This window comes from Clostridium lundense DSM 17049 (assembly GCF_000619945.1).
In the GTDB taxonomy this organism is placed as follows: domain Bacteria; phylum Bacillota; class Clostridia; order Clostridiales; family Clostridiaceae; genus Clostridium_AO; species Clostridium_AO lundense.
In genome coordinates, this window is the sequence record NZ_JHVC01000002.1 from 336,574 (window position 1) to 356,825 (window position 20,252).

Sequence of the window (20,252 nt, forward strand, 5' to 3'; positions counted from 1 at the left end):
TGATGGAATATAAACCAAAATCATAATACAATTATAGAATAGAGGGAAAATATGAAACTAGTACTTGTTAACGAAAAACTAATAAATAAAGTTCTTGCTACACCAATATACAATCAGGATGGTAAGGTATTCCTAAACAAAGGGTATGTTTTTACAGACAGTATGATAGAAAGAATCAAAAATTTTGGAATTAATACTACATATATAGAAGATGAAAATAACGACTTAAGTGTACAGCATGTTTTAGATATGTCTATTAAGCTAAAAAATATCGGCATTTTAAAGCAGGTTTTTGAAAGGGCAAAGAAAGAAAGAAAAATAGAAGAGAAAATTATATCTTCTATGGTAGATGAGATGATTGATAATGTTAATTTATCTGAAAATGCCTTTATATTTAATGATATTATAAAAAATAGTGGTGATATAGATATATATATACATTCTATAGATGTTTGTATTTTATCTATTATTATTGGTATTAACAGAGAGTATAATAAAAAGCAACTAAAAAATTTAGCAATGGCAGCGCTTCTACATGATATAGGAAAGATGTTTTCAGATGGAGAAAAGCATGCAGAAGAAGGATATAAATTTATTAAAGGTGTAAATGCTTTTCCAACTACAGTATATATGACAATATGTCAACACCATGAAAATGAGGATGGTAGTGGATATCCAGAAGGAATAACTGGAGAGAAAATATATGAATTAGCAAAAGTTGTGCATATATGCGATTATTATATAAATCTTATAAGTGACATAAATAAAAATTTAATAAATGAAACCATAGAAAGAATAACTGCTCAAGCAAGTTCAAAGTTTAGTCAGAATGTATATAAGGATTTCATAAAATCAATTTATTGTTATCCTAATGGTCTACCTATAAAACTTAATAATGGATTGAATGCAACAGTAGTTATGCAGAATAAGAATTATCCTTTAAGACCTATTATAGGAGTTTTTATAAATAATGAACCTAAATTAATAAACTTAATGGATCATCTAACCTTATTTATAGATAAAATAATATTATAAACAGAGTTCTTGGCTTCAGAAGGAGTTTTTACTCCCACTGAAGCTTAGAAATCGTTATCCAGGGACGTAGCCGCTCTTTACTCCCACTTTGAAGAAGATGGGAGTATTAGAGCGGGTAGTCATCGGATAAAAAATAGCTGCTGATAAATATTTATCATCAGCTATTTAATTATAAAATTTAATAGGAGATGCTAGTTTTGGAAGAAATCTTCCTGAATCATACTATCTATAAGCTGTAAATTATATTCTTTTATAATTTCAGTAAGAAGATCAGCATACATATTTTTACCGGTCTCGTCTTGTTTTGTACTATAACCTGCTTTATCAATTGATTTGGCTTGGCTTATATAATCAACAGCTTTAAAAACACCATTTTCTTTATATCTTTTATTATTTTTTAGAAATTGTGCATAATCATCTAAAGATTCCTTTTTAGATGCGTATGCCCTAAAAGTAGCTACTATAGTATCATTATAGTTTTCAGAGGTTTTCATTTTTACGGTTTTACCTTTCCAAGATTTTGTGGATTTTATTCCAAATAAATTATTATAATCTGCAGAAAGGTCAGATTGTCCCCAACTAGATTCTAAAATAGCTTGTCCGATTGCAACAGAAGGAAGAATATCATAGTTTTTATATATATTTATAGCAACAGGAGTTAGCTCCTTTATAAAGTTTATTTTATTTTCAGTTACATCTACTAAGTATCTATTTTTTAAAGTATCTAAATATTTGTAAGTTTTTTCTTTTTTCTTATTATCATAGGAAAGTTTATTCATGACTTCTTCTAAGGATAGTAATTTATAATTAGAATTTTTAAATTTACTTCCAGTATTGTTTATTTCAATAAATTCACTTGCTAATTCCTTTGCATTATTTATATTAGTCTTTGAAAAATCATTATCAATATTAACTGCATCTAATGCTGCTACGTATTTCCAATTTACCTGAAGTTTATCTTTACTTATTTCATCGGAAGCATTAATGTAAATTTTCATGGCAGAATTGGGCAGAATAGTTTTTTTAGGGCTAAACACATTTATAACCTTAAATATAAAAACTATAAATATTATAAAGAACATTAATTTAAATAATAATCTTTTCAATAATCTCATCTTATCACTTACCTTATTTAAAATTTATATACCTATTTATTATAACAAACATTTATAAAAATAGAATTAAGTATTATCTTAATAAATTCTTAATAATTTTGTAAACTGGTTTGTAATTCTCCATATATACAATTTAATATATATAAAATAAGAAAAGGAGGGGGAAAAATGACATTTGTACACGAATATAGATATAGTAAAGAGTAGATGCTTATGGAGGAGACTATGAAAAATAATGTTTTAATCGTAGACGATGAAAAAGAAATAAGAGATGCAATAGAAATATATTTAAGAGGAAGCAACATAAGTAGTTTTAAGGCAGAAGATGGAATAGAAGCTTTGGATATACTGGAAAGAGAAGAAATACACCTTATAATATTGGATGTAATGATGCCAAAATTAGATGGTATAAGAACTTGCCTAAAAGTTAGGGAAAAAAGAAATATACCTATAATAATGCTTTCTGCAAAGTCAGAGGATAATGATAAAATTTTAGGCTTAGAAATAGGGGCAGATGATTATGTTACAAAGCCATTTAACCCATTAGAATTAGTGGCTAGAGTAAAATCTCAACTTAGAAGATATTTAAATTTAGGAGATGGAAAAATAAATAGTGAGGAGATAAAAATAGGAGGATTAGCTATAGATAAGGGGGCAAAAACTGCAAGTATAGATGGGGAAGAGGTAAAGTTAACTCCATTAGAATATAAAATAATATTATTTTTATCAGAAAATGCAGGAAGAGTTTTATCTATAGAGCAGATATATGAAAATGTATGGGAGGAACCATTCTACAATAGTGAAAATACTGTAGCGGTTCATATAAGAAGAATAAGAGAAAAAATTGAAATAAATCCTAAAGATCCAAAATACATAAAGGTGGTGTGGGGACTTGGATACAAAATTGAAAAGTAGTTTAAATAGAATATTGTTTGGAACCTATTTAAGAAGAATAATAATTATGGCGATATTTTCCGTAGTGGCTTTTACAGCTATGGGGTGTTTTGTAAATGATGGAATTTATATTCTAAGAGATAAAAAAACTTTTATAAAAATAGAATTTATAAGGGATGCTAAAGCAGTTAGCTCATATATTTATAGCTATACAGACTATATGAATAAAATTAGAAATGAAGAAATAAGTAGTGGAACTTTTAAAAGACAATTTATGCACCATCCAGTGAGCATTTATATAGTGGATAATAAAACGGGAAAAACATATACCAATATCAATACAAATATAAATAAAAATGAAATTGAAAACTATATAAAAAATAATTCATTTGATTACTATAAAAAAGGTAATGAAGATATAGCACCATTTATTTTAGATGATAATGAGCATTTGAAATATTTAAAAACAGCTAATGAGTTTACGGAATACTATTGGTATGATATTAATTATGAAAATTTAGATCAATCTATACCAAGTATAATAAATAGAATAAATGTAGCTAAAGAACAGTTGAAAATTATAGTAGTATGGCTTGTATTTTTAATCATATTTATATTTGATATTATAAGTTACGTAGGTAAATATGATAAGAAAAAGTTTCAAGATAATATAAAAAGTTCTACTATATATAAGTTGCTTAAAAAAGTATGTAGTGGTGTAAAGAAAATGCTATCTATAGTTAATACTGATAGAGGCACCAATGGTTTAGTTATGTTGCTAACTATCTCATTGATTGTATTTGCAATAGTTGTTATGGTTACAATGCATTACTTGGATTGTTATGGGAATAGCAATTGGGTCTTTTTCTCTGGTATTGTATACATGATAGCTTATATATCTATAATCACGTATATTTTATCCAAAAAATCTAGGTACTTTCATCATATTGTAAAAAACACAGAATTAATATCAAAGGGGGATTTTTCCATAATCATAGAAGAAAATGGAAATAGCCCATTTGCAAAGCTGGCTAAAAATATAAATACTATAAGGTATGGTTATTCAAAAGCACTAGAGGAAAGGATACAAAACGAAAGATTGAAAACTGAGCTTATATCCAATGTATCACATGATTTAAAAACTCCATTGACTTCTATAATAAACTATATAGATATTTTAGGAAGAGAAGATATATCTGAAGAGGAGAAAAGAGATTATCTTAAAATTTTAGAAAATAAGTCATTACGACTTAAAACTTTAATTGAGGACTTATTTCAGATATCTAAAATTAACAGTGGTAATATAGAAATTCATAGGGAAGATATAGATATAGTAGAGCTTATACAACAGGTTTTGGGGGAATATTCCAACTATTATAGTGGAAAAAATATAAAATTTAAATTAAATTCATTTAAGGATAAAGTTATACTTTGTGTAGATGGTAAACAAATTTCAAGGGCAATAGAAAACTTAGTTTCTAATGCGTTGAAATATTCTATGGAAAATACAAGGGTATATATAGATATATCAGAAAAGGAAGGAGAAATATTAATTTCATTTAAAAATATAGCATCTTACGAAATGAATTTTGATGTAGAAGAAATATTTGAACGTTTTAAAAGAGCAGATCAATCTAGAAATTCCCAGGTGGAAGGTTCTGGACTTGGACTAGCAATAGCAAAAAGTATAGTAGAAATTCATGGAGGAAGTATGTATATAGATAAGGAAGGAGATTTATTTAAGGTATTTATAATTTTAAATAATAATTAATCAATATAGTCCCTAGAGATTTTTAACTACTTAGGGACTATACTTTTCCAATTATCAATGTAAGAAACATTTATTTTATAAAAGTTATAAATTGTCCTCGAGAAGTTATTTCAACTATATTAGTGGATAATTCATTGCAATTTTCAAATAGCTTATCTTTAAACTTTTTAGTAATAGAAGTTTTAGCCCAAAAGTGCATTGGAATAAACATTCTAGGGTGAACTTTATTTATAAAATATTCTCCACCAATATGGCTAAACTCATGTAATCTTGGATCTACAGGGAAAAATGCAATATCTATATTGTGCTCACAAATTCTATTCATTTCTTTTTTAAAATCTAATTCCATTTTTACTCTATTTTCTATAGGTTCATCTGTCCAATTCCACCAGTTAAAATCACCAGAATGAAATAAGGTTATACCATCTACTTGAACTAGAAAGGCTACTCCAATATCTGTGGAGTGAAAGGTTCTTATATAAATATTTTCTAATTCTAAAGTTTTATTTTCCCAAACTATATAGTAATTGTTTTTATATTCAGGTAGAGTTATATCGCTGCTTAAAATATATTTTATATTAGGATTATATTTTTGCCATTCCAATATAACAGGGTTAAAATGATCGCGATGACCATGTGAGGAAAATACGAATACATTTTTTTTGTTGTTAAGATCTTCAGAACCAATTACTCCATTTGATAAGTTCATTTCTCCACCAATAGGTTTATTATTATAGTAATCAAATATTAAAAAACAATTTTTAGTTTCTACTGCAAAACCATCATGATATAAATAGTGAATTTTAGCGTCTATTTTTTCCATATATAAAACACCTCATAAAAATATTTTCATAGTAGCTTTACAAATTATTATATCATTTTAAGTGTCTTTAGTATAAATAAAGTTTTAGGCTTTAGCATGAATATATATAATAAAATTTATTGACATGAATTGTATACTTATGCTAAATTTAATCATAAATTGTTATTTATTTCATAGGTAAAGTTTGGGTGAAGCAGAACTTTAACTAAGGGAAGTTTTAATTGATTGTTTATTAGAAAGGAATGGGGAAATAATGAAAGAGAGAGAAGAGGTGGATTTAAAAAAGGGATTAGGGCTTATATCTACCACGGCCATAGTAACTGGGAATGTTATGGGATCTGGTATTTTTTTGTTAGTAGCATCCTTATCACGAGAGTGTAGTCCAGGTTCTGCTATGCTAGGTTGGATTATAAGTGGATTAGGAGCAATTTTTATGGGGTTATCTTTTGCAAATTTAGGAGCTAAAATTCCCAAAACAGGAGGACCTTATGAATATGTAAAAGAAGCTTTTGGAAACTTTATGGGATTTACAAATGCTTGGCTGTTTTGGAATTCCTATTGGATAGCTATTATAGCATCTTTAGTATCAGCAACAGCTTATGTAGCTGCGTTTATACCATTTTTAAATGAAAATAGACTAGCAGCATTTTTATTTACAAGTGCGGTATTATGGGTGTTTACATATATAAATATAAAGGGAATAGAGGAAGCAGCAATGTTTCAAACTATATTAACTACAGCAGTAATAATTTTATCTATAGTGTTTGTTTTTGTAACAGGATCTAAATTTAATATGAAAAACATAACCCCTCTTTTCCCAGAAGGAAAAGGACTTGGATCAGTAAGTGCAGCTATCTCAATAACATTATGGGCATTTTCTGGATTTGAAGCAGCAGCAGTTTCAGCTGGAGAGGTTAAAAATGCAAAAAGAAATGTAAAGCTTGCTACTATATTGGGTATAGGTATAAGTATTATATTATATTTTACTTTAAGTTTCTCAACTATGGCAGCTATAAGTCCAAAGGATTTGGCTAAAGTGGATGAAAATTATGTAGAAATATTAGCGCCTTACTTTGGTAATACATTTGCATATATAGTTATTATAACGGAACTTATAGGCATATTTGGAACGGCCTTTGCTACCATATTAACTACAGCTAGAATGTCTTATGCAGCAGCTAAAGATAATATGTTTCCAAAGATATTTCAAGGAATTAGTCCTAAATATCAAACACCATCATCATCACTAATAATAGCAGCAGTTTTAGGAAATATATTGCTTGCAATGAATTATACAAAAAGTTTATCCCAACTATTTACTTTCATGATACTTTTATCAAATCTATCATGTTTGCCTATATATGCTTGCACATCATTAGCAGATATTAAGTTATGGAAAAAGGGAAATAGAAATTCTACATTTCTCCAGTTGCTAAAATACTCCTTAATACCAATGTTAGGGTTTGTATATGCAGTATGGGCAATATATGGATCAGGTTTAGAGAGCATAATTTATTGCTTAGTATTAATGGGAGCAGGAGTGCCAATGTATTTTTATCAGAAAAGAAAGAACATATCTGTTATGGGAAACAAAGATATGTATATTGATTTATTAGAATAATATTATAATTTTAGGCTCATATTTTAAATTTGAAATAAATTTAAAATATGAGCCTAAATTGATTTTTACTTAGAATTATTGATGAATTTTCTTATATCAGTATCCAATTTATCAAGAATATAAATTGATGGAATTAAAAATCCTATTATACCAAACAAGGTAGTATTATCAAATTTAGAACCAATAAATACACCTATAAGTGCAGTTACAAGTGATAACATAATAAACATTCTTATACCCCCACCATATTTATTAAACTATAATGTTATTATACAATAAAAAATTATATGTTATGAAAAACTTTATATTATAGAGGAATGTTTAAGGAATTTAAAGGTCTGTATAGGGAATATTAATTAATGAAAAAATATTTAGATACAGTAAAAAGTTAGAGATAAATCAGGTGGGAAATAATATGTCAGAAATTATAATAAGACCGTGTAAAAGTAGTGATGAGAATGGAATATTAGAGGTGTGCTATAAAACAGCATGGAGAATGGTAGACAGATAACTAAATTATTTAGTGTGCATGAAATGAGGTTTTTATATGGAAGAGAATAGTTTAATAAACAAAAGAAGCTATAAAGAAATAAGAAGATACAAGTGGTACAAATTATTTATTATAGGGCTTATAACTTATATATTAGGATTAATAGTTTTGATATGGACTGGAAATCCTATACTATTTCCCTCAATAGTTATGTTAGGAAATTTTCTTATACCTGTAACATATGTGGCTTTTTTTTATGAAAAAAGACGTTTAAGTAATATAAACATGACAGATACTGTGGCAGCTTTCTTTTATGGAGGTTTTCTAGGAACTTTTGCAGCAGCTATACTAGAACCTATTTTTATTCATGGCTTAAATTTTAAAGACGCTATAATAGTTGGAGTTATTGAAGAGTTTACAAAAGCTTTAGGAGTATTATTTATATATAAACGTAAAAGACATAAGTTAGAGATAGACGGTATAATATTGGGGGCGGCAGCAGGTATGGGATTTGCAGCATTGGAAAGTATAGGATATGCTTTTACATTTTTCTTGAATAGCAAAGGAAGCTTATCACTTACTGTTTATATTACTATGCTAAGAGGAATATTAGCGCCTTTAGGGCATGGGACTTGGACAGCTATTTTAGCTGGAATATTTGTTAGGGAGAATAGGATTGGACATTTTACTATAAACAAGAAGGTTATAAGAGCTTATATAGTAGTAGTTTTATTACATGGGCTTTGGGATGGGATACCTTCTATTATGCAAATTATTATGCCAACAGCAGTAGCTGTCTTTATAGGACAATTTATAGTAGGCTTTACAGGCATTTTTATTCTTATAAGATTATGGCTCCAAGCCAAAAGACAGGCAATAGAGGATATTAAACAATAGAAAACTTCTTATGTACAAATAAAAGAGGCACTTTTTTCATATATATTATTAAGAACGTGTATGAAGAAGGTGAAACTTTGAGTAAATTTAAAGATAAAAATACCAAATCAAATATGGATATAAAAACCAATTATAAAGATAAAAAATATAAAAAAGTTGTTAATGGTATAGAGTTGCAAAAGGCTTTAAATGATAAAGATACAGAAATTATATTTTTAGAGGATGGGGAATATAATTTATTGAATAATAAAATAACAATATCACTAGATAATAAGATTATAGTAGGAAGTGATGGAGCTGTTTTTATAGATGAAATAGTAATTAAAGCAGATGCTTTTTTACAAAGAGTAAAATTTATTAATAAATCTAAAACATATAGAAATGATGTAATTATACATATTTTAGGTGGGGCAGAGGTTGTTTTGGATGGAATAATCATTGATGGATGCAATTTGGAAGAAACTGTTGGAATAAATTTAGAAAAGAATAGTGGAAGTAAAATTACTTTGATGAATTCGTATATTAATAATGTAGATACAGGAATAGAAGTTAACGAAAATAATATTTTAGGTAAAATAATAAATAATAAGTTTAGTAATATATTGATAGGTATTAAAAATTTAGGACAGGGATCTGTTATAGAAAATTTATACAATGTAATTTATAATACTTTTGAATTTAAAGAAAAAGGCATAGCTATAGCTTTTTCAACAGGAGTAAATTTAGGTAAAGATAAGGTGAGGTTGGTAACAGATGGCATAAATTTTGCAAGGATATTAAGTATAAATAATGGATATGCACTAGTAAAGGGTTATGGGATATTTAATCATATTAGCACTAAAACTTTCAAGGTTAGTAATGGAGAAGAATTAGATAAGGCTATACAGAATAGTGATAACGGAAATATAATATTGCTTTCTAAAGGGAAATATTATGGCAATATATGTATTACTAAAGAGATAGCTATAATAGGTGAGGATGATGTATCAATAATTCCAAGTGAAAATTATGATGAGGATTTTACTCAATATGGACTAAGGATCAATAGCAGTAACTTATTTATAAAGAATTTAACTATAGATGGAAAGGGAAATGGTAAGTTAAGGAAAGATATATGTTATTTTAGAGATGGAATTAGATATGAAGGAGAAATAAATAATAATAATAAATTTGTAAATATACACATTAAGAATATTAGAAGAAGAGGAATATCCATTTGGCCTGAAAATATAAGAGGTACAGAAATAAGGAATTGCATTGTTGAAAATGTATTAGAGCAGCAATACATATATATGAATGGATCAGGAAAAATAAAGAACTGCATATTAAATAATGCAGTTGTTAGCATTTGCCAAAGCATGGACTATGCTAAAAATAAGAAATAAAGTGTACTTTTATATAAGACACACACTAAATTTAATTGGTGTGTGTTTTTTTACTTGCTGTAATAGATAGAAGTAATTTAAGGAACGTATTTCACATTAACAGTGACAAATTACATTTGATAAGCATAATATAAACAAGGAATATAATAAATTAATTATTTGTATAATTATTAGACAAGTAATTAAGGGGGAAAATATATGGTCCAAGGAAGTTCAATGGGGTAAAAGAAATTTACAAAGGCTATGAAAGTGAAATGCAGTTATTAGTAATACCAAATGGGACAAATATTAACTCTAGAATTCCTGTACATTATTTAGGAAGTAATGGTATTAAATATTTAGAAAATACGAGAGAAATTCAATTCTTAGATAAAGGAACTTATGAAATAAAATTAAAGCTTCTATTAAGTAGCCTAAATGAAGCAGATAGTATAGGAGTAAGGCATGGAGAAGATTTAATACAAAAATATACAATTCCAATAAGAGGAAATGCAGAAGTCACACTTGTATTTACTATAAATATAGAAGATATAAATATAAAAATGACTATTGTAAATACATCCGATGATAAATTAATAATTAATTCAAGTAAAGGAGGATTATATATGGAGAGTACAGAAACTCTTATAGCCCAAGGTACAACGCCGTTACAAATTCAGGCTATAAATGTCAATAACAAAACTGTAACTATATTAGCAAATCAAGTTTTTAGTGGAAGCGAGATTTTTAAAGTATACAAAGACAATATTACACAAAATGTTGAAGTTACAGCTGTAAATGATTCAGTTGAACCTGCTAACAATAAAAAAGTATTAGTAGCTAATGGCAGATTTGAAACTGATGTTAAATACAAAGTAAAACTTAAAAAAGGATCTGAAGAAGCAGAAACAGAATTTACAGTTGGCTTATCTACAGAGCCACCATTAAAAATAACCACAGGGGTTTTTGGAGACAGAATACTAAATGTAAAATTTAATGTGCCAATCCAAAATTTAAGTTATATAAAAGATGACATATTGGGTAACTTTTATATAGTATACTATGATAAGGACGTAATTGGCATAAATAGTACTGAGGGGGCACTATGGTATGGTAGCATTGAAAGCACAATAGAAGAAGATGGAGCAGATAGTTATGAATCAATAGTTAGGGTTGCTAAAGACTATAGATCTATGGAAATTCAATTTAATAAAATATCTATGCCAATAGGAACCCATTACGTAATAGCAAATTTTAGTAAAGAGCAAAGTTTTTTAAATAAAGAAAATATGTTAAAGGACTTTTCTGATGAGGGAAGAATTGTTCCAATAATGGCCGGAGAATTCGCTCCTCAAAAAGGTGCTAATGCAGCTATTCCTCAAAATGTAACTGTTATTAATGTTAATGAAATTATTGTAAAATTTGATAAACCAGTATTAAATTTATATAGTGAAAGAAATGTGATATATGTTAATAACAATATGTACAATATTGAATCAGTAACAAGAGAAGGAAATGCTTTTGACACTTTAAGATATAAACTTAATAGTTCAAATCATTTACCAATTGGAAAAGTAGATATAACAATAGATAGAATAACTGATGCTAATGGATATAAAACAATGAAAAAACCTTTTCCTGGTATTGAAGTTATAGAAGTACCACCTAAGATGGTTAAAGCTGAACAAGTTCTAACACTAGGAAATGATGAAAAAACTGGAGTAAAGGTTACCTTCTCAAAAGCTATGAAGGATACTGATGGTGATGGAGGAGTAAGAAATTCAAAATATTATAAAATTAAAAATTTAGACGGAAAAGAATTTTTAATAGATAGCACAATACAATATAATAATAATGACTTCTCGGCAATATTAACTACTAGCAAATTGGATGAAGGAAAATATAAATTATTTGCCAGTGGAATACAAGACACCTTAGGACTAGTTATGGATGAGCAGGAAGAAGATTTTGATGTTATAGATAATACTGCACCAAAGGTATTAAGTATTACATTTAGAAATAGAGCAATGATTATAAAGTTTGATGAAACAATGCAACTTTTACCTCCTCATTCTATAATAGAAAGAGAAAATTATTTAATTGAAGATAGAAGAGTTAATGGTCCGCAGAGTAAGAAAGAAGTTCTACCAACAGATACTACTATGTTAGCTATGAATGATAATAAATGGGTTAGAATTACATTACCAAGCAGTTTCAGTATGCTGCCTTTAGTAGTAGATCCAAATTATTTAGTTCATATAGGATATTCAAAACTTAAGGAACCAGTGTATGTACAGAATATAGCTAATAATATCTATCCATTAGAGGAGTTGCAGCAAATAAAAGAAAAAATTGAAGAGTTTGATATTTCCAATGGAGTAGTTGCTGTATTCTCAGATTCTCAACTTTTGTATAAATATTTAGGTAAAAATGAGCTAGATAAGGCTTTATTAGATCCAAAGGACTTTATAGTAATATTAGGAACAAATCCAGGCAAGCCAATCATTCCTTTACAAGTTATAGCAAAGGAAGATAATATTATAGAATTTAATTTCGCTAAAGATACCTTTGATGCATCAAGTAATACAGTATTTATAAAGACCAAGGATTCAGATATAGTATCTAAGGATATTTATGGATATCCAATAGCTAGTGGCAAATCTACTGACGGAAAAGCTATAAATAAATTAAAGGCTGAATTAGAGGCTATTAGTTTAGTATTTAGCGATAATAAATCAGCTGTATTAAGAATGGTATTCAATAAATCTATAGGTACTTTTGATGCAAGTGATTTTAGATGTACATTGAATGATGAAAATACTATATCAATAAAGTGGGATGGACAAAGTTTTGATAATGATAAAGTATTTCAATTGTTGTTAGAAATGAATCAACAACTGTATTATAATGATAAACTACAAGTAAGCTTAGCAGTTCCTGAAGAGCTAATAGGAACAAAGGATACTGATGGAAATACAATTAAAGTATTTGAGCCAATGGAAGTATCAAAATTTATAGCAAAATCAATTATATGGGGAAGAAGCAGTTCTGTAGGATTGGCTAATAATAAAGTTACTATAGAATTTGATAATGAAATTGATCCAAAAACATTAATTACTAATACCACATTTGAAACTGATCCTTCAAGCTATATTCCATGGGATGGAAAAAATCCATTTGACATACCAGCTGGCAAATTAAATATAGTTAAGGATACGTCTAATATTTATATGATAATATCAGGAAATGAATCTTTTGGATCAGTTGATATAATGAGTAAAACTGAAAATGGATTTATTAGCGCACCATACACTAATAGCAATAAAGTAACACTAGCTCTGGTAGAAAGCAAAAAAGTTGTATTAGAATTCAGCAATGATGAAACAGGTTCAGCTAATACTTCTGAAATAAAATCTGTAAAATATATACCAGGTATAGATAGTAAATTTAATACAGTAAAAGATATAAGAAATATTTTATTCTTATATGCTAGTTATAATCCAACGGGTGTACCAACCGATGTGTGAAACGTTACCTAATAAACTAATTATAGTGAAATAGGTAGGAGATGAATCCCTAATTTCTTATGGAATTAGGGATTTATTGTATCCGAATTGCTTTGCTGAGATGATAGATGAAAATTCTATTTATAATTAATAGTCTTTTTTAGGTTATACCCTAATACTCCTACATGCATTTAAAACTAACTATTTAAATGTATGAAGCTAGGTGAAGTCGTAATCTATTATGATGCGGGGGTCTTTAAAAGGTTTCTATGGCTAGGAAATCGAACCCATGATTGAAGCATATTAAATTTATTTAAGCCATTGTCGGGTTGGTTTAAATTCTTTCTTTTGAAATATAGAAATGAGAATAGGAATAATTTAGACTATTAAACCTATTTAGTTTAATATGTATAGTGGGGGCCTAAGGAAATCAAAAAAAGGGATAGGCAAAGTGAAACGTTTGAGATTTTGTATATGGAAGAGGGTTAGCTCTAATGAAGTATATGAAAAGTCAGCGAATCCATAGTAGCTATGAAAGTCTGCCTCTATTATATTTAATAAACACATGGAATTATAGATAATGAGGAAAAAACAGACAGAGCCAAGGGATTCAGTCCATAGTATAGAAAAACCCCATTGATTTTTGCTATATATGGATGGAACGCCGTGTGATGGAAAACTATCATGCACGGTGTGGACTGGGGGAAAATCCGTATAGTTTGATACTAACAAGGATTACCTATCAGTATAATATAATAGTTGTACAGCCGTTAGAAAGAGCAGAAGATAATCCGTTTAAAGGTGGAAGGTTAACTGGATATAATTATATATTATTAGTAAAAGATAATCAGTTATATATAAATTATGGACTAGAAGATGAAGTAACAGAAATTATTGGAGATGTAAAAGTTACAGGCAAGCTATCCAGTGGACAGCAAGTCAATTTATTAAGCCTAAATATAATAGGAACTTTGTATTTGGACGTTTATCAAGGAAACGTTGATATAGATGGAAGTACTCCATCTGATATGATTACTGTATAATAAGAGATATACCCTTAAACTCGTTAGTTTTTAGAGTTTAGGGGTATATTTTTACCACATAGGAGTTTGATTTATTTTAATTAAATAATATCCATCGGGAACATTTTCATCATCAATAGTTTTCAAATTTATATCTAAAACAATATCTTGATTTTCATAATAAATGCCGCTGCCCTTTAATGAAATAGAAGAGTCTTCTGTATTTATATCTCTACATATAATAAAAGGCTCAGACTCTATATTAAATTCTTCACCATTTATAGAAACAATCTTAAACTTATAGGTTCCAGACTTATTATCTGGAAGTTTAAAGCTTAAATCTGCTTTTCTATTAACAAAATATTTAGAAAAGCAAAGTTTGAATTTATTGGAATCATAATTATCATTAATAATTTGTAAAGATATAAAGTCATTTGGGTTAAATGAATTTAAAGGTATGATTTTATATTTTCCACCAAGTCCCGAACTTTCATCGTGTAAATTAAATGATGTGAAAGGTACATCATTTAATGTTAATTTAACATCATCCATACTCAAATTTGGTAAAGGAGGATTTAGTGATATCAACAATGAATTAATGTCTATATCTAATACGCTTAAATCTAATAAATTCTTAGACATAATAATCATTCCTTTAACAAAGCCAGAAGACTAAGTCTTCTGGCTATTAAGCATACTATTGAAGATCAGCGGCAAAGGATACTTCATAATTTCCTTCTACAGCATCACCAGCAGCGTTGTTTAAGGTTACTGTAGCGGTTATTATACTTCCTGCATACTTAACTAGATAATTTTTTGGAAGAGTTATTGAGCTATGAGCTGTATCAGGAGCATTACCAGATCTAAATTGAGCACTTTGAACAGCACTAAAATCTTGGCCATTTACTTTATCTAATGTTAATTTATAGTCACCAGTTTCAGCTGGCATTTCATAACTATAGCTAGCATCATGTCCAGTATAATCTTCAGCAAAATCTAATAATATTCTATCAGATTTACCATTTGCATCACTTATTTGAATTAAGAAAATATCAGTTTGTGAAAAATCTACTGTTGGATCTATTGTTGCAGTAGTAGCTGTTGGAGCAGGATCAGCAGCTAAATCAAAAGCTGTAAAATTTTCAAAAGCACTTGTACCTGAATTATATTTTCTTATTATAACATCTGCTTTTACTAAAGCGTCACCAGTTCTACTTCCTACTGTAATTGCTACTTTATCTAAAGCTATGCTAGTCATTGACAAACTATAAGCATTTGCCATAAAAAATCTCCCCTTATTTTAATATTATTAAGAAGAATAAATTCTTCCTAAGTATTAAAGCTTTTGTGAAAATACAATTATAGTTAACATATCTTTTGTTCTCTAATAATATAGTATTCAAAGGGGAGATTTTGGTTCATAGTTATTTTGGGTCCTTTAATATTTTTACTTCAACTTTTTCTCCTATTAAAATATCTTTACTTCCATTATTGATTGCACCTGTTAAATAGTACATTCCTTCATTAGATATTCGAGTTTTTAGTGTTCCTAAACCATTTTCAAATTTAACATATTCATATATTCCTCTTATTTTTATATTAGAAATTCCTTCAGCATTCTTAATAGTTTTATTTATAGAGGAACTTTCACCTTCTAAATAAACTTTAGAGTTAGCTTTAAGTTTACCAATAGAAGTATCAGATTCTAATTGAATAAGAGTATTATTGGCAGGTTGTTGGATTACAAGTTCACCAATAAGTCCATTACATTTTATATTTGTTGGTTTATCTACAACAATTGTTGTGTTTAGAAAATTCCCATTAAGATATATTGTACTGCTAGAATCAATAGGCGATATTTTTAATATTAAGTTTTTAGGGGGAAGAGCATCACTGGCAAAAATATTAGAAGTTTTATTTAGCACTATCCCATTTGTTTGAGTGAAATTCCCCATTAATACTACAGTATCTGAAGAAGTAGTATTTAAAACTATTGGAAGATTTATTTTAAAATTAGTATCAGCCTCTAGTGTACATGAAGTATTTAAATTTATATTGGAATTATTAAAATTACCAGATAACTTAACGTATGATTTTTGGAGATTATCACCAGAAAGACATACATCTATATTATCAATATTAACTCCATCACCAATCACTTGAATATTAATAGGATTATCGCCTTTAATAAGGAGTTTTTTTGTAGTGAAATTGTTTTTAAGAATTATATTCTTAAAAAATGACATTAATATAATCTCCTTTCTATATAAACAGAGTTCTTGGCTTCAGAAGGAGTTTTTGCTCCTACTGAAGCTTAGAAATCGTTATCCAGGGACGTAACCGCTCTTTATTCCAACTTTAAAGAAAAGCAGAGAACCCAAATCTTTGATTTGGTGTGAATCGCTTTCACAGAGTGCGATGGGAGTATTAAAGCGGGTAGTCATCGGATAAATTTACTGTATATATTCATAATATGATTAAGTTAAAAATAATTACCATAATAAAAAGATGAAAAATAAAAAAGCTGAACTTTAATACAATTATTTTCAAAGTTCAGCTTTGTTTCATTTAAATTATTATAAATTAGTTATTATGCAAAACCTAGTGCTCTAAAAAAAGTTGTTACTATAAAACATATTAATAATCCTGCTGTTGTGGGAACTAAAAAGGAAACTACTGTCCATTTTAAACTTTTAGTTTCTCTTTTTATAGTTAAAAGAGTAGTGGCACATGGAAAATGCATTAAGCAAAATAGCATTACATTTATTGCTGTAAGCCAAGTCCAACCATTTGAGATTAATAAGTCTCTTAGAGCTGATAAATTTTCTAATTCCAACATTGAGCCTGTAGCCATATAGCTCATTATCAAAATAGGCATAACAATTTCATTAGCAGGAAGTCCAAGAATAAATGCCATTAATATATATCCATCCATACCAATTAAATAGGCAAAGGGATTTAGAAATCCTGCAGCATGAGCAAGTATACTCATATTACCAACTTTAATATTTGCAAATAACCATATTATAAGTCCAGCTGGTGCTGCAACTATTATAGCTCTTCCTAATACAAATATAGTTCTATCTAGAATTGAACGTACAATTATTCTACCTATTTGAGGCTTTCTATAAGGAGGAAGTTCTAATGTAAAAGATGAAGGAATTCCTTTAAGTAAAGTTTTTGATAAAATTTTTGAAACTAGTAGAGTCATAATAACACCAAGTATGATTACTGCAGTAATAGATAGAGCAGCAATTATGCTTTTTTGTTCATTTCCTGCGGATCCAGCTATAAATATAGTAGTAATAGCAATTAATGTAGGAAAACGACCATTACATGGTACAAAAAAGTTAGTAATAATGGCAATTAACCGCTCTCGTGGAGAATCTATTATTCTACATCCTACAACTCCGGCAGCATTACAGCCAAATCCCATGCACATAGTTAATGCCTGTTTACCGTGAGCGCAAGCTTTTTTAAAAAAGTTATCTAAGTTAAAAGCCACTCTAGGTAAATATCCCAAGTCTTCTAGAAGAGTAAACAATGGAAAGAATATAGCCATAGGAGGTAACATAACAGATATAACCCAAGCTAAAGTTTTATAAATTCCCAGAACTAAAACTCCATAAAGCCATTCAGGCCAACCATTATTTAAAAATAAATAAGTAAGTTTATCTTCTATAATGCCAAACATATTAGCAAGTGCTTCTGAGGGATAGTTAGCTCCTTTAATTGTAATCCAAAATATTATAGCTAACATACATATCATAATAGGAATACCAAAGATTTTAGAAGTTAATATGTTATCTACTTTTCTATCAAAATAATTATAGTTCTCATTTTTAAATGCAACTACCTTGTTACTTATTCCTTCTGCTAAAGTAACAATACTTTCTACAATTTTATCTCTTAAACTGGTATTTTTAACATCACAATTTAAACAAGCTGAACAATTATAATCTATTTTAGAATAAGCATTATTTAAAAGAGATAATTTTTTTTCTATGTCAAATCCTATATATTTATTTATAGAATTCATTATAGTTTTATCATTATCTAAGAGTTTTAGACATAACCATCTAGTATTTACCTTATTTTTTACTAATGGAGATACTTCTTTTTCTAAGAAACTTATTTTATTTTCTATAGATTCATTATATTGAACCTTTAATGGAATAGTTTCAAGTTTCCCTTGGGAAACTTGAAGCACCGCTTCCATTAAATCATTTAAACCTTCACCATCTCTTGCATTAGTGCCTATTACAGGTACTCCTAAAAGTTTTGACAGCTTATCAATATCTATTTGAATTTTTTTCCTTTTAGCTTCATCCATTAAATTTACACAGACTACTACCTTATCAGTCATTTCAAGTATTTGAAGTACTAGATTTAAATTGCGTTGTAAGGAAGTAGCATCTGTTACAACTATAGTAGCATGGGGATTAGCAAAACATATAAAGTCCCTAGCAATTTCTTCTTCTGCAGAATTAGAAAGTAATGAATAGGTTCCAGGTAAATCTACTAAAATAAAATTGTTATCTTTAAATTTGTAATTACCTTGTGCCGTAGTTACTGTTTTTCCTGTCCAGTTCCCAGTATGCTGATTTAATCCAGTTAAACTGTTAAATACAGTACTTTTACCGGTGTTTGGATTGCCAGCTAAAGCTACAACAATATCATTTGGTGAAGTTAGTTTTATATCTAGCATTTCTTTTAGAGCACCTGCTCCAGTAGATTGACTAGTTAGGCCCATGATTTAACCTCCAAAAAAATTATTACATTAATTGAACTAATATTTTACTCGCTTCTTCAGAGCGAAGAGCAATTACAGTACCACGAATTTCATATGCTATTGGATCTCCTGAGGGGCTTTGTCTTAAAGATTCAACTTCTGTACCTGCAATAAGACCAAGATCTAACATTCTTCGTCTAGAAATTCCTTCAGAAGTTAGTTCTGTTACTTTAGCAGTGCTTCCTATAGGAATAAGATTTAAAGGGATTATTGGATTTTCCATAAAAAATACCTCCATAAATATTACATAGTATAATTCATATTCTTATTAAAAGTTAGTCCTGTGAAAGTTTTTAATATATCTATTTATAATATATTACTAATTAATGGATTTGGTTACACATATATTTATAAAGAGGAGGTGTTTTATATTGAGCAAGGGAGATTTCTATACTGTTCGAGGATATGAAATTTTAGAAAAGGAAAAGAATGTTTTAACCCATAGTATGGAAGATTATTTGGAGATGATTTACAGAAAAAGTTTAGAGGAAGGATATACACGCATTAACGTTCTTGCAGAATCTCTTAATGTGCAACCACCTTCTGCCACAAAAATGGTACAAAAGTTAACCAAGTTGGAGTTCGTTAACTATGAAAAGTATGGAATAATTCAATTAACACAAAAAGGAGAAGCTATGGGGGAATTTCTTTTAAATAGACATGAGATAATAGAAGATTTTTTTAAAACTATCGGAGTCAAAGAGGAAATATTGGTCAATATTGAGCTTATGGAACATAATATTACTAATGATGCCTTAAATAAAATTGAGAGATTAAATTATTTCTTCAAAGACAATTATGATGTTAAAAAAAGATTTTTAGAATATACAAAGAATAAATGATTCATAATTGAGGTAAGCAGAGTTAATTAACTCTGCTTATGCTTTTTCAATGATATAAAATCTTTCATAGCATTAAATTT

General features: G+C 28.3%; 17 protein-coding genes. 9 read left to right on the forward strand and 8 right to left on the reverse strand.

The window, feature by feature from the left end; translation table 11 throughout:
- Nucleotides 1-51: 51 nt before the first annotated feature.
- The gene (locus T514_RS0105395) at nt 52-1,035 is read left to right on the forward strand and encodes an HD-GYP domain-containing protein (RefSeq protein ID WP_027623858.1); all 984 of its coding nucleotides are present in this window, start codon (nt 52-54) and stop codon (nt 1,033-1,035) included.
- A gap of 191 nt (nt 1,036-1,226) precedes the next feature.
- Here the strand turns inward: T514_RS0105395 and T514_RS0105400 are convergent, their stop codons facing one another.
- Nucleotides 1,227-2,150, reverse strand: a complete 924-nt coding sequence (locus tag T514_RS0105400) for a glycoside hydrolase family 73 protein (protein ID WP_027623859.1) — start codon at nt 2,148-2,150, stop codon at nt 1,227-1,229.
- 225 nt (nt 2,151-2,375) lie between these two features.
- Here T514_RS0105400 and T514_RS0105405 point away from each other — a divergent pair, with 225 nt between their 5' ends.
- Entirely contained in the window at nt 2,376-3,065 is a 690-nt protein-coding gene (locus T514_RS0105405; RefSeq protein ID WP_027623860.1) for a response regulator transcription factor, read from the forward strand.
- Nucleotides 3,043-4,815 carry a sensor histidine kinase gene (locus T514_RS23835; RefSeq protein ID WP_051541789.1) on the forward strand — a complete coding sequence of 591 codons (1,773 nt, stop codon included), beginning with the start codon at nt 3,043-3,045 and terminating at the stop codon, nt 4,813-4,815. Before T514_RS0105405 ends, T514_RS23835 begins: the two co-directional genes overlap by 23 nt.
- A 70-nt stretch (nt 4,816-4,885) precedes the next feature.
- On the opposite strand, the gene T514_RS0105415 is transcribed toward T514_RS23835, so the two are convergent.
- Nucleotides 4,886-5,638, reverse strand: coding sequence for an MBL fold metallo-hydrolase (locus T514_RS0105415; RefSeq protein ID WP_027623861.1), 753 nt, complete (start codon nt 5,636-5,638; stop codon nt 4,886-4,888).
- A gap of 253 nt (nt 5,639-5,891) precedes the next feature.
- Here T514_RS0105415 and T514_RS23840 point away from each other — a divergent pair, with 253 nt between their 5' ends.
- Complete coding sequence (locus T514_RS23840) at nt 5,892-7,259, forward strand: APC family permease (RefSeq protein WP_034868179.1); 1,368 nt, start codon at nt 5,892-5,894, stop codon at nt 7,257-7,259.
- 65 nt (nt 7,260-7,324) lie between these two features.
- Here the strand turns inward: T514_RS23840 and T514_RS26925 are convergent, their stop codons facing one another.
- Entirely contained in the window at nt 7,325-7,489 is a 165-nt protein-coding gene (locus tag T514_RS26925) for a hypothetical protein (RefSeq protein WP_169735803.1), read from the reverse strand.
- Between the two features lie 317 nt (nt 7,490-7,806).
- On the opposite strand from T514_RS26925, the gene T514_RS0105435 reads away from it, so the two are divergent.
- The 4 genes from T514_RS0105435 (at nt 7,807) to T514_RS0105450 (ending at nt 14,559) form a co-directional block, all read left to right on the forward strand.
- Entirely contained in the window at nt 7,807-8,646 is an 840-nt protein-coding gene (locus tag T514_RS0105435; protein ID WP_027623862.1) for a PrsW family intramembrane metalloprotease, read from the forward strand.
- A 77-nt stretch (nt 8,647-8,723) separates the two neighbouring features.
- Entirely contained in the window at nt 8,724-10,031 is a 1,308-nt protein-coding gene (locus T514_RS0105440) for a right-handed parallel beta-helix repeat-containing protein (protein WP_156939798.1), read from the forward strand.
- Between the two features lie 254 nt (nt 10,032-10,285).
- The gene (locus T514_RS0105445) at nt 10,286-13,537 is read left to right on the forward strand and encodes a hypothetical protein (protein ID WP_027623864.1); all 3,252 of its coding nucleotides are present in this window, start codon (nt 10,286-10,288) and stop codon (nt 13,535-13,537) included.
- A gap of 698 nt (nt 13,538-14,235) precedes the next feature.
- Nucleotides 14,236-14,559: a hypothetical protein gene (locus T514_RS0105450; protein ID WP_027623865.1), complete on the forward strand. Its 324-nt coding sequence runs from the start codon at nt 14,236-14,238 to the stop codon at nt 14,557-14,559.
- A gap of 51 nt (nt 14,560-14,610) precedes the next feature.
- Here the strand turns inward: T514_RS0105450 and T514_RS0105455 are convergent, their stop codons facing one another.
- From T514_RS0105455 to T514_RS0105475, 5 genes are all read right to left on the reverse strand, one after another.
- Nucleotides 14,611-15,180: a hypothetical protein gene (locus tag T514_RS0105455; RefSeq protein ID WP_027623866.1), complete on the reverse strand. Its 570-nt coding sequence runs from the start codon at nt 15,178-15,180 to the stop codon at nt 14,611-14,613.
- A 55-nt stretch (nt 15,181-15,235) separates the two neighbouring features.
- Entirely contained in the window at nt 15,236-15,820 is a 585-nt protein-coding gene (locus tag T514_RS0105460) for a hypothetical protein (protein ID WP_027623867.1), read from the reverse strand.
- A 142-nt stretch (nt 15,821-15,962) separates the two neighbouring features.
- Nucleotides 15,963-16,784: a hypothetical protein gene (locus T514_RS0105465; protein ID WP_027623868.1), complete on the reverse strand. Its 822-nt coding sequence runs from the start codon at nt 16,782-16,784 to the stop codon at nt 15,963-15,965.
- Nucleotides 16,785-17,128: 344 nt separating this feature from the next.
- Nucleotides 17,129-19,291, reverse strand: a complete 2,163-nt coding sequence (gene feoB, locus T514_RS0105470) for a ferrous iron transport protein B (protein ID WP_027623869.1) — start codon at nt 19,289-19,291, stop codon at nt 17,129-17,131.
- A gap of 22 nt (nt 19,292-19,313) precedes the next feature.
- Nucleotides 19,314-19,553, reverse strand: coding sequence for a FeoA family protein (locus T514_RS0105475; protein WP_027623870.1), 240 nt, complete (start codon nt 19,551-19,553; stop codon nt 19,314-19,316).
- Between the two features lie 103 nt (nt 19,554-19,656).
- Here T514_RS0105475 and T514_RS0105480 point away from each other — a divergent pair, with 103 nt between their 5' ends.
- A complete protein-coding gene (locus T514_RS0105480; RefSeq protein WP_051541792.1) occupies nt 19,657-20,172 on the forward strand; it encodes an iron dependent repressor, metal binding and dimerization domain protein in 516 nt (171 codons plus the stop codon).
- Nucleotides 20,173-20,252: the final 80 nt, after the last annotated feature.